The sequence below is a fragment of the Chromatiales bacterium genome (assembly GCA_020445605.1).
Classification (GTDB): domain Bacteria; phylum Pseudomonadota; class Gammaproteobacteria; order JAGRGH01; family JAGRGH01; genus JAGRGH01.
In genome coordinates this window covers 1-15626 of the sequence record JAGRGH010000026.1, presented here as the reverse complement: position 1 = coordinate 15626, position 15626 = coordinate 1, and the positions used below count along the sequence as shown (strand labels likewise).

Here is a 15626-nt window from a genome sequence, read left to right as displayed (position 1 = left end):
TGCCGGGCGACAACGTGAAGATCACGGTGAAGCTGATTGCCCCGATCGCGATGGAAGAGGGGCTGCGCTTTGCGATTCGCGAAGGCGGACGCACGGTCGGTGCCGGCGTCGTGGCGAAGATTATCGAGTAATTCCGCGCTAAACGATTGCAGTGAGCCACTGCCGCTGGGCGGTGGCCGGGCGAGGTTACAGGCCAGTAGCTCAATTGGCAGAGCGGCGGTCTCCAAAACCGCAGGTTGGGGGTTCGATTCCCTCCTGGCCTGCCAAAGCCTGAGCCCGACACTACGCAATCGCTCGCAGCGAAACTCCCCAAGGTTTTAATGAGCACCAAGACGGAACACTCCGGTTCGCCGCTGGATACGGTCAAGCTGCTGCTGGCGGTCTTGATGGTCGTCGCCGGCATCTACGGCTTCTACCACTACGAGGCGGAGTCGACCCTGTTGCGCGTGCTCGGGCTGCTGGTCGTGGCGGGGCTCGCGGCGGGAATCGTCTTCACGACGGCGCGTGGTCGCGGCCTGTGGGCTTTTTTCGGCGAGACCCGCACCGAGGTGCGCAAGGTGGTCTGGCCGACGCGGCAGGAGACGGTGCAGACCACGCTGATCGTGTTCGTGATGGTGCTGATCGTCGCAATTTTCATGTGGCTGCTCGATCTCTTGCTGGGATGGGCGGTCAGTAGCGTGCTGGGAGGCTCGTGATGGCCATGCGCTGGTATGTGCTGCATGTGTTTTCTCAGTACGAGCAAAGCGTCAAGCGCGCGCTCGAAGAGCGCATTGCCCGTGCCGGCATGCAGGAGCGCTTCGGTGAGATTCTGGTGCCGACCGAGGACGTGGTCGAAATGCGTGCCGGGCAGCAGCGTCGTAGCGAAAGGAAGTTCTTCCCGGGCTATGTGCTGGTGCAGATGGACCTCGATGAAGAGGCCTGGCATCTGGTGAAGGAAACGCCGCGGGTGATGGGTTTCATCGGCGGAACCAGCGAGCGGCCGGCGCCGATTTCGCAGAAGGAAGCCGATGCGATTCTCGACCGCATGCGTGCGGGCGAGGACAGCCCGCGGCCGAAGGTTTTGTTCGAGGTCGGCGAGATGGTCCGTGTAAAGGACGGGCCGTTCGCGGATTTCAATGGCGTGGTCGAGGAAGTCGACTACGAGAAGAGCCGGCTGAAGGTCGCTGTGTTGATCTTCGGTCGTTCGACGCCCGTGGAACTTGAGTTCGCACAGGTGGAGAAGGCGTAGCACATCCGCGTCGCAAGGCGGAGTGACTCATTTACGGGGAGCCCAGAAGGCGTTTGGACCCGGGAGATAACGAACCATGGCAAAGAAGATCAATGCTTACATCAAGCTGCAGGTGAAGGCCCAGGAGGCCAATCCGAGCCCGCCGGTCGGTCCGGCGTTGGGTCAGCACGGTGTGAACATCATGGAATTCTGCAAGTCCTTCAATGCCCAGACGCAGGGTCTGGAGAAGGGGCTGCCGATTCCCGTGGTGATCACCGTGTACTCGGACCGCAGCTTCACCTTCATCATGAAGACGCCGCCGGCGTCGATCCTGCTGAAGAAGGCCGTCGGAATCAAATCCGGCAGTGGCCGTCCGAATACCGAAAAGGTTGGCACCGTCACGCGTGCGCAGCTCGAGGACATTGCGAAACTCAAGGATCCGGATCTGACGGCCGCCAGCCTGGACGCCGCCGTGCGCACGATCGCAGGCAGCGCCCGCAGCATGGGTCTGAATGTTGAGGGGGTCGAATAATGGCACGCGCAGGCAAACGGGTCCGTAACAACCGTTCGGCAATCGATTCCAGCCGGAGCTATTCGCTCGACGAGGCGTTGGATCTTCTTAAAAAAGCGACCACCGCAAAGTTTATCGAGACGGTGGATGCCGCCGTCAATCTGGGGGTTGACCCGCGTAAATCCGACCAGGTCGTGCGTGGGTCCACCGTGCTCCCGCATGGCACGGGCAAGACCGTTCGCGTAGCCGTGTTCACGCAGGGCGCAAACGTCGAGGCCGCCAAGGCCGCCGGTGCCGACATCGTCGGCATGGATGACCTTGCCGCCGAGATCAAGGGCGGGCGCATGGACTTCGATGTCGTGATCGCCTCGCCGGACGCCATGCGCGTGGTCGGTCAGCTGGGCCAGATCCTCGGTCCGCGCGGGCTGATGCCGAACCCGAAGGTTGGCACCGTGACGGCCGACATCGCCACCGCCGTGACGAACGCCAAGGGCGGGCAGGTGCGGTACCGCGCCGACAAGGCCGGCATCATTCACTGCCCGATCGGCAAGATCGATTTCGAGGCGAATGCGCTCAAGGAAAACCTGAACGCATTGCTGGCCGACCTGATCAAGCTCAAGCCGGCCACGGCGAAAGGCATCTATGTGCGTCGCGTGAGCGTGTCCAGCACGATGGGGCCTGGGGTTCTGGTCGACAACAGTTCTCTGAGTCTCGGCTAGCCCGGGACGACGGGCATCGTGCGCCCAGGGCGTGACGGTGCCGATAGTTGAAGACTGACCGGTTTCCGGTCGGTCCATGATCGAGCATCGGAGGGAACCGGTGCCGAAGACCGCAGGTGCGGAACGGCCAAGGCCAATCCGCTTAATGTCCTGCGCAGGCGGTGCTCGCATCCGGGTTGAATCCGGCTGCCGGGGCCGTACAGGTGGAGGGGTGCAAGCCCCTTCGTGTTGGCGGGCGGGGACGTTTGGAGGTCCCAACCCGGCGTTAACGTACAGGTGACTGACGAATGCCACTGAACCGTGTTCAGAAAGAGGCGATCGTTTCTGAGGTCGCGGACGTTGCCAGCAAGGCCCATTCGGCGATTGCCGCCGAGTATCGCGGGCTGAGCGTCGAGGCGCTGACGAAACTGCGCGTCGAGGCTCGCAAGGCCGACGTCTACCTTCGGGTGGTCAAGAACACGCTCGCACGTCGAGCCGTAGGCGGTACCGACTTCGAGTGCCTTGGTGACGGGCTGACCGGCCCGCTGCTGCTGGCGTTCTCGATGAACGAGCCCGGCTCGGCCGCGCGCGTGATCTCCGACTTCGCGAAGAACAACGACAAGCTCGTCGTGCGACTCGTCGCGATCGGCGGCCGCTTGCTCGGCCCCGGCGACATCACGACGCTCGCGAAGATGCCGACCTACGATCAGGCGATCAGCCTGCTCATGGCCGTCATGAAGGCCCCGATCGAAAAGCTCGCACGCACGATCAACGAAGTGCCCGGCAAGCTTGTTCGCACCGTGGCCGCGATTCGCGATCAGAAACAAGACGCCTGAATTCAAGCCGGCGGCCCGCGGCCGTGCGGTTCAACCCTAAACGATCTATCTGGAGTCCAAAATGGCAGTTTCGAAAGACGAAATCCTTGACGCGATTTCGAACATGACGGTGATGGAAGTCGTCGATCTGATCTCGGCGATGGAAGAGAAGTTTGGCGTCAGCGCGGCAGCCGCCGTTGCGGCAGCCCCGGTTGCCGCCGCTGGCGGTGACGCCGGCGCGGCCGCCGAAGAGAAGACCGAATTCGACGTCGTCATGACGAGCTTCGGTTCCAACAAGGTCGCCGTCATCAAGGCCGTCCGTGGTTTCACGGGGCTGGGTCTGAAAGAGGCGAAGGACCTTGTGGAAGGCGCGCCGTCGACGGTCAAGGAAGCGGTGTCGAAGGCCGAAGCCGACGACATCAAGAAGCAGCTTGAAGAGGCTGGCGCTTCGGTCGAGTTGAAGTAAGCCGATTGATATCGGCAGCGCTTGACGCGACCGGATGCTATCTGAGCGAACTGGCTGGCGGTGAAAGCCGCCGGCCTTTTCGCGCTTGTACTGAAAGCGGCGCCCACGTCGGGCGATCGCGGACGATCAAACCCACGCAGCGGGGACCGGCAGCATGGCTTACTCTCTGACTGAACGCAAGCGAATCCGACTCAGCTTCGGCAAACGGCCGAGTGTGTTGAAGGTGCCTTACCTGCTTGCGACTCAGGTCGACTCCTACAAGAACTTCCTGCAGCTAGACCGCGACGGCGCAGCGCGCCGCGACGTCGGTCTGAACGGAGCGCTGCGGTCGGTGTTTCCGATCACGAGTTATTCCGGCAACGCGGCGCTTGAATACGTCAGCTACCGGCTCGGCGAGCCGCTGTTTGACGTCAAGGAATGCCAGATGCGCGGCGCCACCTTTGCAGCACCGCTACGCGTGCTGATGCGCCTGGTGATCTACGATCGCGATGCGCCGGCATCCGCTAAGGTCGTCAAGGACGTGCGCGAGCAGGAGGTCTATCTCGGCGAGATGCCGTTGATGACCGACAACGGCACGTTCGTGATCAACGGCACGGAACGAGTGATCGTTTCCCAGCTGCACCGTTCGCCGGGTGTGTTTTTCGATCACGACAAGGGCAAGACCCACTCCTCGGGCAAGCTCCTGTATTCCGCACGCGTGATCCCCTACCGCGGCTCGTGGCTCGATTTCGAGTTCGATCCGAAGGACATGGTCTATGTGCGCATCGACCGTCGGCGCAAGCTGCCGGTCTCCGTCTTGCTGCGCGCGCTCGGTTTCGATACCGCGCAGATTCTTGCGATGTTCTTCGAGAACTCGAAGTTCACCTGCGACAAGGACGGCATCCATCTCGACCTCGTGCCAGAGCGGCTGCGCGGCGAGACGGCGTTGTTCGACATCTCGGCGAAGGACAAGGTGATCGTCGAGGAAGGTCGGCGCATCACGGCCGCCCATGTCCGGCGCATCGAGCGCGCGGGGCTGAAAACCCTCGACGTCCCGTCCGAATATCTGTACGGGCGTGTGCTTGCGACCGCGCTGGTCGACACGGGCACTGGCGAGCTGATTGCTGATGCGAACGCCGTGCTCGACGAGGAAATCGTCACGCGTGCGCTTTCGTCCGGTGTCGAAACGATCGAAACGATCTACACGAACGATATCGATCACGGCCCGTTCATCTCGGACACGCTGCGTTCCGATGTCACGACCAATCAGATCGAGGCGCTTGTCGAAATCTACCGGATGATGCGTCCCGGTGAGCCGCCGACCAAGGACGCGGCGCACAACCTGTTCACCAATCTGTTTTTCACCGACGAACGCTACGATCTCTCACGCGTCGGCCGCATGAAATTCAACCGGCGGCTGGGTCGCGAGGAGACGGAAGGTTCGGGCGTGCTGGATTCTGGCGACATCATCGATGTCATTCGCGAACTCATCAACATTCGCAACGGCAACGGCGTGGTCGATGATATCGATCACCTCGGCAACCGGCGCATCCGTTCGGTCGGCGAGATGGTCGAGAACCAGTTCCGCATCGGTCTTGTGCGTGTGGAACGCGCCGTTCGTGAGCGCCTGAGTCTCGCGGAGTCCGAGAATCTCGCGCCGCAGGATCTGATCAACGCCAAACCGGTGTCAGCGGCCATCAAGGAATTCTTTGGTTCCTCGCAGCTGTCGCAGTTCATGGATCAGAACAACCCGCTTTCGGAGATCACGCACAAGCGCCGCGTCTCGGCGCTGGGCCCGGGTGGTCTGGCGCGCGAACGCGCGGGCTTTGAGGTGCGCGACGTGCATCCGACGCACTACGGTCGCGTTTGCCCGATCGAGACGCCGGAAGGCCCGAACATCGGGTTGATCAACTCGCTGGCCGTCTATGCGCGTGCCAACGATTACGGTTTTCTCGAGACGCCATACCGAAAGGTCGTCGATCAGGCAGTGACGGATGAAGTTGTCTATCTGTCGGCGATCGAGGAAGGTCAGTACGTCATCGCCCAGGCGAATGCGAACACCGACGGGAAGGGCCGTCTGATCGATCCGCTGGTCTCGTGCCGTCATCGAAACGAATTCACGATGATGACGCCCGACAAGATCGAGTTCATCGACGTGTCTCCCAAGCAGATTGTTTCGGTCGCGGCCTCGCTGATTCCGTTCCTTGAACACGATGACGCCAACCGCGCGCTTATGGGTTCGAACATGCAGCGTCAGGCGGTGCCGACCCTGCGTGCCGAGAAGCCGTTGGTGGGCACGGGCATGGAACGTGTCGTGGCCGTCGACTCCGGTGTGACCGTGGTCGCGCGTCGCGGTGGTGTCGTGGATTCGGTGGACGCCGGACGCATCGTCGTGCGTGCAAATGACGACGAGGCCATCGCCGGTGAACCGGGCGTGGATATCTACAATCTCACGAAGTACACGCGATCGAACCAGAACACCTGCATCAACCAGCGGCCGCTCGTGCGCACCGGTGAGCGGGTTGCGGGCGGAGACGTCGTTGCGGATGGGCCGTCCACGGATCTTGGTGAACTCGCACTGGGCCAGAACCTGCTGGTCGCGTTCATGCCCTGGAATGGCTACAACTTCGAGGACTCCATCCTGATCTCCGAGCGCGTGGTCGAGGAGGATCGGTACACGACGATCCACATCGAAGAACTGACCTGCATGGCGCGCGACACCAAGCTCGGGCCTGAAGAGATCACTGCCGACATTCCCAACGTCGGCGAGGCCGCGCTGGCCAAGCTGGATGAGGCGGGAATCGTCTACATCGGCGCCGAGGTGCGGGCGGGCGACATTCTCGTCGGCAAGGTCACCCCGAAGGGCGAGACCCAGCTGACGCCGGAAGAAAAGCTGCTCCGCGCGATCTTTGGCGAGAAGGCCTCCGACGTGAAGGACACCTCGCTGCGCGTTCCGTCCGGCATGGATGGCACGGTGATCGACGTACAGGTCTTCACGCGCGATGGCGTTGAAAAGGATTCTCGCGCGCTTGCCAACGAAGAAGCCGAAATGGCGCGGGTTCGCAAGGACCTGGACGACCAGCTGCGCATTGTCGAAGGCGACACCTATGATCGCGTCGAGAAGATGCTGCTCGGCAAGGTGGCGGATGGTGGCCCCGGCAAGATCGAGGCCGGCTCGAAGATCACCAAGGCGTATCTGGAGTCCCTGAAGCGCGAGCAATGGCTCGGAATCCGCCTGCACAATGAGGAAGCGGCGCGTCAGCTCGAAGCGATCGCCGCGCACATCAAGCAGCAGCGCGAAGACTTCGACCATCGCTACGAGGAGAAAAAGCGCAAGCTCACCACGGGGGATGATCTCGCCCCGGGCGTGCTGAAAATGGTCAAGGTCTATCTCGCAGTCAAGCGTCGCATCCAGCCTGGCGACAAGATGGCGGGACGCCATGGCAACAAGGGCGTGATCTCCACCATCGTTCCGGTTGAGGACATGCCCTACATGGCCGACGGCACGCCGGTCGACGTCGTGCTCAATCCGCTCGGTGTGCCATCGCGCATGAACGTCGGCCAGGTGCTGGAGACGCACCTCGGCTGGGCGGCCAAGGCGCTCGGGCGCAAGATCGGCGAGATGCTGGATGCCGGGACCAAGACCGCCGAACTGCGCAAATACATGCAGAACATGTACAACGCCGGCGGCGAGAAGGTCGACCTCAAGGGCTTTGACGACGATCAGGTGGCGGATCTCGCAAACGGTCTGCGCAAGGGTGTGCCGATGGCCACGCCGGTGTTCGATGGTGCCACCGAGGCCGAGGTCAAGGCCATGCTTGAGTTGGCAGGGTTGCCGACGTCGGGACAGACCACGTTGCACGACGGACGCACCGGCGAGGCGTTTGATCGCCCGGTGACGGTTGGCTACATGCACATGCTCAAGCTCAACCACCTCGTCGACGACAAGATGCATGCGCGCTCCACGGGCCCGTATTCGCTCGTCACGCAGCAGCCGCTGGGCGGCAAGGCCCAGTTCGGTGGTCAGCGTTTCGGCGAAATGGAGGTCTGGGCGCTCGAGGCCTATGGCGCCTCGTACACCCTGCAGGAAATGCTGACCGTCAAGTCCGACGACGTAAACGGCCGTACCCGCATGTACAAAAACATCGTCGACGGCAACCATCGCATGGAAGCCGGCATGCCCGAGTCGTTCAATGTGTTGACCAAGGAGATTCGCTCCCTGGCCATCAACATCGAACTCGAGCAGAACTAAACCACGACGCGCGATTCGATCGCAGGAGATATCGACGTGAGAGAACTCTTGAGGATGCTGAAGCAGCAGGACCAGGTCGAGGATTTCGACATCATTCGAATTGGTCTGTCGTCGCCGGAGATGATCCGGTCGTGGTCGTTCGGTGAGGTCAAGAAACCCGAGACGATCAACTACCGCACGTTCAAGCCCGAGCGTGACGGATTGTTCTGCGCGAAGATCTTCGGGCCGGTCACGGACTACGAGTGTCTGTGCGGAAAGTACAAGCGGCTGAAGCACCGCGGTGTCGTCTGCGAAAAGTGCGGTGTCGAAGTCACGCTGTCAAAGGTGCGCCGCGAACGCATGGGACACATCGAGCTTGCCAGCCCGGTCGCCCACATCTGGTTCCTGAAGTCGCTGCCGTCGCGCATCGGGCTTCTGCTCGACATGACCCTGCGTGACATTGAGCGGATTCTTTACTTCGAATCGTTTGTCGTCATTGATCCGCGCAACAACCCCGATCTGGAGCGTCGCCAGCTCCTGACCGATGACCAGTACCTGGACATCATCGAGCAGCATGGTGATGACTTCGACGCGCGTATGGGCGCCGAGGCCGTCTACCAGTTGCTGCGCACGTTGAAGCTCGACAAGGAGGCCGAACAGATCCGCGAGGACATGGCGGCCACGAACTCCGAGACCAAGATCAAGAAGTACACCAAGCGGCTGAAGCTGATCGAGGCGCTGGTGGAGTCCGGCAACCGTCCAGAATGGATGGTGTTGACCGTATTGCCGGTTCTGCCGCCCGAACTGCGCCCGCTGGTTCCGCTCGATGGTGGCCGGTTCGCGACCTCCGACCTGAACGACCTGTACCGGCGCGTCATCAACCGCAATAACCGCCTGAAACGCCTGCTCGATCTCAATGCGCCGGACATCATCGTGCGCAACGAAAAGCGCATGTTGCAGGAATCGGTTGACGCGTTGCTCGACAATGGTCGGCGCGGTCGTGCGATCACGGGCTCGAACAAACGCCCGCTGAAGTCGCTTGCGGACATGATCAAGGGCAAGCAGGGTCGCTTCCGTCAGAACCTGCTCGGCAAGCGTGTGGACTACTCAGGCCGTTCCGTCATCGTGGTCGGTCCGACGTTGCGTCTGCACCAGTGCGGGCTGCCGAAAAAGATGGCGCTCGAGCTGTTCAAGCCGTTCATCTTCGGCAAGCTTCAGGCGCGCGGCCTGGCGACGACGATCAAGCAGGCCAAGAAGACCGTAGAACGCGAAGGCGGCGAGGTCTGGGACATCCTCGAAGAGGTCATTCGCGAGCATCCGGTGATGCTGAACCGTGCGCCGACGCTGCATCGACTGGGCATCCAGGCCTTCGAGCCGGTGTTGATCGAGGGCAAGGCGATCCAGCTGCATCCGCTGGTCTGCACCGCGTTCAACGCCGATTTCGACGGCGACCAGATGGCCGTGCACGTGCCGCTGTCGCTGGAGGCTCAGCTTGAGGCTCGCAGCCTGATGATGGCGACGAACAACATTCTGTCGCCGGCGAATGGCGAGCCGATCATCGTGCCGTCGCAGGACGTGGTGCTGGGCCTGTACTACATGTCCCGTGAACGCATCAACGCGCGCGGCACGGGCATGGCGTTTGCCAACATCACCGAGCTGCACCGTGCGTATGAAACCCGCAGCGTTGCGCTGCATGCGCGTGTGAAGGTGCGCCTGCGTCAGGTCGTGCTGGATGTCGAGACCGGCGAACGTACCACCAGTGTTCAGGTCGTCGATACGGTGGCGGGTCGCGCGCTGCTGTATGCAATCGTTCCGGAGGGCCTGCCGTTCTCGCTCGTCGACCAGGTCATGAGCAAGAAATCGATCTCGCGGCTGATCAATGCCTGCTATCGGCGCCTTGGCCTGAAAGACACTGTCGTGTTTGCTGACCGGCTCATGTACATGGGCTTTGCGATGGCCACGCGCGCCGGTGTTTCCATCGGCGTCGATGACATGATGGTTCCTGAAGAGAAGGAACGCATCATTGAGGCGGCTGAGCGCGAGGTGCAGGAAATCGAGTCGCAGTACAGCTCCGGTCTCGTGACCTTCGGCGAGCGCTATAACAAGGTCGTCGATATCTGGTCGCACACCAATGACCAGGTCGCAAAGGTCATGATGGAGCGCCTGGGCAGCGACATCGTGGTGGATGCAGAAGGCAAGGAGGCGCGGCAGGAGTCGTTCAACTCGATCTACATGATGGCCGATTCCGGCGCGCGTGGTTCCGCCGCACAGATCCGTCAGCTTGCCGGCATGCGCGGTCTGATGGCGAAACCGGACGGCTCCATCATCGAGACCCCGATCACGGCGAACTTCCGTGAAGGCCTCGACGTGTTGCAGTACTTCATCTCGACGCACGGCGCGCGCAAGGGTCTGGCCGACACGGCGCTGAAGACGGCCAACTCCGGATATCTGACCCGGCGTCTGGTCGACGTCGCGCAGGATCTCGTGGTCACCGAGCCGGATTGCGGTACGCAGGACGGTCTGGTCATGAATCCGCTGATCGAGGGCGGTGATGTGGTCGAGCCGCTGCGTGAGCGCGTGCTCGGCCGTGTCGTGGCGCAGGACATCAAGCGACCGAACACCGACGAGGTGTTGGTCGAGGCCGGCACCCTGCTCGACGAGCAGCGCGTCGACCTGATCGAGGAGGCCGGTGTCGACGAGGTGCTGGTGCGTTCGCCGATCACCTGTGACACGCGCTACGGCATCTGTTCGGCCTGTTACGGTCGTGACCTGGCCCGTGGTCATCGTGTGAACATCGGCGAGGCCATCGGTGTCATCGCCGCGCAGTCGATCGGCGAGCCGGGAACCCAGCTCACGATGCGCACCTTCCACATCGGTGGCGCGGCCTCACGTTCGGCGGCGGTTTCTTCAATCGAGGTCAAGTCGGCCGGTACGGTTCGTCTGCACAACCTCAAGACGGTTCGTAATGAGGGTGGCAACCTCGTCGCCGTGTCGCGTTCCGGTGAAATCACCGTGGCGGACGAACATGGCCGCGAGCGCGAGCGCTACAAGGTGCCCTATGGTGCAGTCATCAGTGTCGATGACGGCGCGCAGGCCGCAGGCGGTCAGCAGATCGCGACCTGGGATCCGCACACCCACCCGGTGGTCACCGAGGTCGATGGTCGCCTGGCCTTCTCGGACTTCGTGGACGGATTGACTGTGCGTGCGCGGGTCGACGAGATCACCGGCCTGTCCTCGGTCGAGGTCATGGATCCGAAGCAGCGCCCGAGCGCCGGCAAGGACCTGCGCCCGGCCATCCGCCTGCTGGACGCTGATGGCGAACCGCTGTGCCTGCCGGGCACCGAGATCACGGCCCAGTACGTGTTGCCGGCCGGCGCGATCATCAGCGTGCAGGATGGCGGCGAGGTCAAGATCGGCGACGTGCTCGCGCGTATTCCGCAGGAATCGTCCAAGACCCGTGACATCACCGGCGGTCTGCCGCGCGTGGCCGACCTGTTCGAGGCGCGAAAGCCGAAGGATGCCGCGATTCTGGCCGAGGCAACCGGTACGGTCAGCTTTGGCAAGGACACCAAGGGCAAGCAGCGCCTGATCATCACCGATGGCGACGGCAATCAACATGAAGAGCTGATCCCGAAGTGGCGCACGGTCAATGTCTTTGAGGGCGAACAGGTCGAGCGCGGCGAGGTCATTGCCGACGGCGAGCCGAGTCCCCACGACATCCTGCGCCTGCGCGGGGTCCGCGCCCTGGCGGCCTATCTGGTCAAGGAAATCCAGGACGTCTACCGGCTGCAGGGCGTGAAGATCAACGACAAGCACATCGAGGTCATCATCCGCCAGATGCTGCGCAAGGCCGAGGTCATGGATCCGGGCGACACGAAGCTGCTCCAGGGCGAGCAGGTCGAGCGCGCCCGTGCCATGGATCTGAACGAGGCGCTCGAGGAGGGGCAGCGCCCCGCGGTGGCCGATCCGGTGCTGCTCGGCATCACCAAGGCCTCGCTGGCGACCGACTCGTTCATTTCGGCGGCCTCGTTCCAGGAAACGACCCGCGTGCTGACCGAGGCGGCCGTGCGCGGGCTCAGCGACGACCTGCTCGGGCTCAAGGAGAACGTGATTGTCGGGCGCCTGATCCCGGCCGGCACCGGGCTTGCCTACCACAATGAGCGTCGCCGCCGCCGCCAGGAAGGTGCGGACGTGGAGGCCGAGGCCATGGCCGCGCTGGACGTGGAAGATGTCGAACAGCAGCTCAAAGAGGCGCTGAACCGCGCCGAATTCTGATCCTGCCCCAACGGGGTGTCGACAATGCCACGTGCGTTGTTGACACCCCGGCGGGCGACCCATAAAATGCGCGGTCTTCTAAGCCCGTTCTATTTCAGCGGGTTGAAGGCCCGAGACGGTGTCCCGGACCACCCGCGGAGGCGGGGTTTCGGACGCCGGCGCGCCCGAATCTACCGTCTATCGAAATGAGCCCCGCCGCGTCGTCGCAGGCGCGGACGCGGCTCTTTTCTTTTGCGCGAAACGGGCGATTTTTGAACCACGACGAGTAGCCAATGGCAACGATCAATCAGCTGGTGCGCAAGCCTCGCAAACGCAAGCGCGACAAAACCAACGTGCCGTCACTCGAGGCCTGTCCGCAGAAGCGCGGCGTATGCACGCGTGTGTACACGACCACGCCGAAAAAGCCGAACTCGGCGCTGCGCAAGGTCGCGCGCGTGCGCCTGACCAACGGTCAGGAGGTCACGACGTACATCGGCGGTGAGGGTCACAACCTGCAGGAGCACTCGGTCGTGCTGATCCGCGGTGGTCGTGTGAAGGACCTGCCCGGCGTGCGCTATCACGTCGTACGCGGCAGCCTGGACACCGTGGGTGTGGAAGCGCGCCGCCAGGGCCGCTCGAAATACGGCGCGAAGCGCCCCAAGAAATAACCATTTAATACGGTAGTTTTTCGATGTCCCGACGCAGACAAGCCGAGCGCCGTGCCGTTTTGCCGGATCCGAAGTTCGGCAGCGATATGCTTGCGAAATTTGTCAACATGTTCATGCGCGACGGCAAGAAGTCGGTCGCCGAGGGCGTGGTGTACGGCGCGCTTGATCGCGTCGGCGCGAAGTCCTCGGGGCAGGACGTGCTCGAGGTGCTCGAGCAGGCGCTCGACAACGTGCGACCCATGGTGGAGGTCAAGTCCCGCCGGGTCGGTGGTGCGACCTACCAGGTGCCGACCGAGGTGCGTCCGACCCGACGCAACTCGCTGGCGATGCGCTGGCTGATCGACGCCGCGCGCAAGCGCAGCGAAAAGGGTTTCGAGATGCGACTTGCGGGCGAGATTCTTGACGCCGCCGCGAATCGTGGCACTGCCGTGAAGAAGCGCGAAGACACGCATCGCATGGCCGAGGCCAACCGCGCGTTCTCGCACTATCGCTGGTAACAAGACACAACCTTTAGGTTTCAACCGAATCGGAATTCACGACCGTGCCGCGCAACACCCCCATCAACCGTTATCGCAATATCGGCATCATGGCTCACATTGATGCCGGTAAGACGACCACGACCGAGCGCGTGCTCTATTACACCGGCGTCTCGCACAAGATCGGCGAGGTGCATGACGGTGCGGCCACCATGGACTGGATGGCGCAGGAGCAGGAGCGCGGCATCACGATTACATCGGCTGCCACCACTTGCTTTTGGCAGGGCATGGACAAGCAGTTTCCGGAGCACCGCATCAATATCATTGATACGCCCGGACACGTCGATTTCACGATCGAGGTGGAGCGGTCGCTGCGCGTTCTGGACGGCGCGGTATTCGTGCTGTGCGCGGTCGGCGGGGTGGAGCCCCAGTCCGAGACGGTCTGGCGCCAGGCCAACAAATACCATGTTCCGCGCATGGCCTTTGTCAATAAGATGGATCGTGCCGGCGCGAACTTCCTGCGGGTAGTCGGCCAGCTCAAGAAGCGCCTTGGCGCGAATCCGGTGCCGCTGCAGTTGCCCATTGGCGCCGAAGACGGCTTTGCCGGCGTCATCGACCTGATTCGCATGAAGGCAATTCACTGGGATGAGACCAATATGGGTCTCACCTATGAAGCGCGTGATATTCCCGCGGAGCTTTCCGACGAAGCAGCGGAGTGGCGCGAAAAGATGGTCGAGGCCGCCGCCGAGTCCAGCGAGGAACTCATGGAGAAGTACCTCGAAACCGGCGATCTCGACGAGTCGGACGTTCTGAGCGGTCTGCGTCTGCGGACGATCGCGCTGGAAATCGTTCCGGTTCTGTGCGGGTCCGCCTTCAAGAACAAGGGCGTGCAGGCCATGCTCGATAAAGTCATCGAGATCATGCCGGCGCCAATTGACGTGCCGGATATTCGCGGCACGCTGGACGACGGCGAAACCGAGGCGGTGCGCAAGTCCTCCGACGACGAGCCGTTCGCCGCGCTGGCATTCAAGATCGCGACCGATCCGTTCGTCGGCACCTTGACCTTCTTCCGTTGCTATTCCGGTGTATTGAACTCCGGTGACACGGTGTTGAACTCGGTCAAGGGCAAAAAGGAGCGCATCGGACGAATCCTGCAGATGCACGCGAACAACCGCACCGAAATCAAAGAGGTGCGCGCGGGCGACATCGCCGCGGCCGTCGGGCTGAAGAACGTCACGACCGGTGACACGCTGTGCGCCATTGACAAGGTCATCACGCTCGAGCGCATGGAGTTTCCGGAGCCGGTGATTTCGGTCGCCGTCGAACCGAAGACCAAAAGCGACCAGGAAAAGATGGGTATCGCGCTCGGCAAGCTTGCCGCCGAGGATCCGTCGTTCCGCGTGCGTACAGATGAGGAATCCGGTCAGACCATCATCTCGGGCATGGGCGAACTGCACCTCGAGATCATCGTCGACCGCATGAAGCGCGAGTTCAATGTCGAAGCGAACGTCGGTGCGCCGCAAGTTGCCTATCGCGAGACCATCCGCAAGAGCGTGGAGCAGGAGGGCAAGTTTGTTCGCCAGTCCGGCGGTCGCGGTCAGTTCGGTCATGTGTGGCTGCGCATCGAGCCGCAGGAGCACGGCAAGGGTTTCGAGTTCGTCAACGAGATCGTCGGCGGCGTGGTTCCGAAGGAATACATCCCGGCAGTCGAAAAGGGCGCGCGCGAGCAGCTCGAGAACGGTGTGGTTGCCGGTTTCCCGATGGTTGACGTAAAAGTCGCAATCATCGACGGGTCCTACCACGAGGTCGATTCCTCGGAAATGGCGTTCAAGATTGCCGGGTCGATGGCCATCAAGGAAGGCTGCAAGAAGGCCAATCCCGTGCTGCTCGAGCCGATCATGAAGGTCGAGGTCGTCACGCCCGAGGACTACATGGGTGACGTCATGGGCGACCTGAATCGTCGTCGCGGCGTCGTGCAGGGCATGGACGATTCGCCGTCGGGGCGCATCGTGCGCGCCGAGGTTCCGCTGGGCGAGATGTTCGGTTACGCGACCTCGCTGCGTTCGGCGACCCAGGGACGCGCGACCTACAGCATGGAATTCGAGAAGTATTCCGAGGCCCCGGCGCAGATCGCGGCCAACATCATCAAACATCAGTAATAGCAGTCGTTAGTCATCGAGCGAGGTATTCGACGTGTCCAAGGCGAAGTTCGAGCGCACGAAGCCGCATGTGAATGTCGGGACGATTGGTCACGTGGACCATGGCAAGACGACGTTGACCGCGGCGATCACCACGCACCAGTCGAAGAAGTTTGGTGGTGA

Annotated in this window: 13 protein-coding genes and 1 tRNA gene; all 14 read left to right on the top strand. The window is 62.3% G+C overall.

All coding sequences use genetic code 11. From position 1 onward, the window contains the following. Positions 1–131: elongation factor Tu (gene tuf / locus KDG50_03810; protein ID MCB1864530.1), on the top strand; the 131-nt coding region annotated here is incomplete at its 5' end. A 59-nt stretch (positions 132–190) separates the two neighbouring features. After that, positions 191–266 (top strand) — tRNA-Trp (locus tag KDG50_03805). A gap of 54 nt (positions 267–320) precedes the next feature. Further along, positions 321–695, top strand: a complete 375-nt coding sequence (secE, locus tag KDG50_03800; protein MCB1864529.1) for a preprotein translocase subunit SecE — start codon at positions 321–323, stop codon at positions 693–695. Further along, a complete protein-coding gene (gene nusG, locus KDG50_03795; protein MCB1864528.1) occupies positions 695–1228 on the top strand; it encodes a transcription termination/antitermination protein NusG in 534 nt (177 codons plus the stop codon). Before secE ends, nusG begins: the two co-directional genes overlap by 1 nt. 76 nt (positions 1229–1304) lie before the next feature. Next, positions 1305–1739 carry a 50S ribosomal protein L11 gene (rplK, locus tag KDG50_03790; protein MCB1864527.1) on the top strand — a complete coding sequence of 145 codons (435 nt, stop codon included), beginning with the start codon at positions 1305–1307 and terminating at the stop codon, positions 1737–1739. Further along, positions 1739–2437 (top strand): 50S ribosomal protein L1, encoded by a 699-nt coding sequence (gene rplA / locus KDG50_03785; protein ID MCB1864526.1) that lies wholly within the window; start codon positions 1739–1741, stop codon positions 2435–2437. Before rplK ends, rplA begins: the two co-directional genes overlap by 1 nt. 287 nt (positions 2438–2724) lie before the next feature. Beyond that, a complete protein-coding gene (gene rplJ / locus KDG50_03780) occupies positions 2725–3252 on the top strand; it encodes a 50S ribosomal protein L10 (protein ID MCB1864525.1) in 528 nt (175 codons plus the stop codon). Between the two features lie 61 nt (positions 3253–3313). Next, positions 3314–3697 (top strand): 50S ribosomal protein L7/L12, encoded by a 384-nt coding sequence (rplL, locus tag KDG50_03775; GenBank protein ID MCB1864524.1) that lies wholly within the window; start codon positions 3314–3316, stop codon positions 3695–3697. A 154-nt stretch (positions 3698–3851) separates the two neighbouring features. Beyond that, entirely contained in the window at positions 3852–7928 is a 4077-nt protein-coding gene (rpoB, locus tag KDG50_03770) for a DNA-directed RNA polymerase subunit beta (protein MCB1864523.1), read from the top strand. Positions 7929–7964: 36 nt separating this feature from the next. After that, the gene (gene rpoC, locus KDG50_03765; GenBank protein MCB1864522.1) at positions 7965–12182 is read left to right on the top strand and encodes a DNA-directed RNA polymerase subunit beta'; all 4218 of its coding nucleotides are present in this window, start codon (positions 7965–7967) and stop codon (positions 12180–12182) included. A 272-nt stretch (positions 12183–12454) separates the two neighbouring features. After that, the gene (gene rpsL / locus KDG50_03760; protein ID MCB1864521.1) at positions 12455–12829 is read left to right on the top strand and encodes a 30S ribosomal protein S12; all 375 of its coding nucleotides are present in this window, start codon (positions 12455–12457) and stop codon (positions 12827–12829) included. 23 nt (positions 12830–12852) lie between these two features. Beyond that, entirely contained in the window at positions 12853–13326 is a 474-nt protein-coding gene (gene rpsG / locus KDG50_03755; GenBank protein MCB1864520.1) for a 30S ribosomal protein S7, read from the top strand. A 44-nt stretch (positions 13327–13370) separates the two neighbouring features. Beyond that, positions 13371–15464, top strand: a complete 2094-nt coding sequence (fusA, locus tag KDG50_03750) for an elongation factor G (GenBank protein MCB1864519.1) — start codon at positions 13371–13373, stop codon at positions 15462–15464. Positions 15465–15498: 34 nt separating this feature from the next. Then, positions 15499–15626 (top strand): elongation factor Tu (gene tuf, locus KDG50_03745; protein MCB1864518.1); only part of this gene is annotated, 128 nt, incomplete at its 3' end.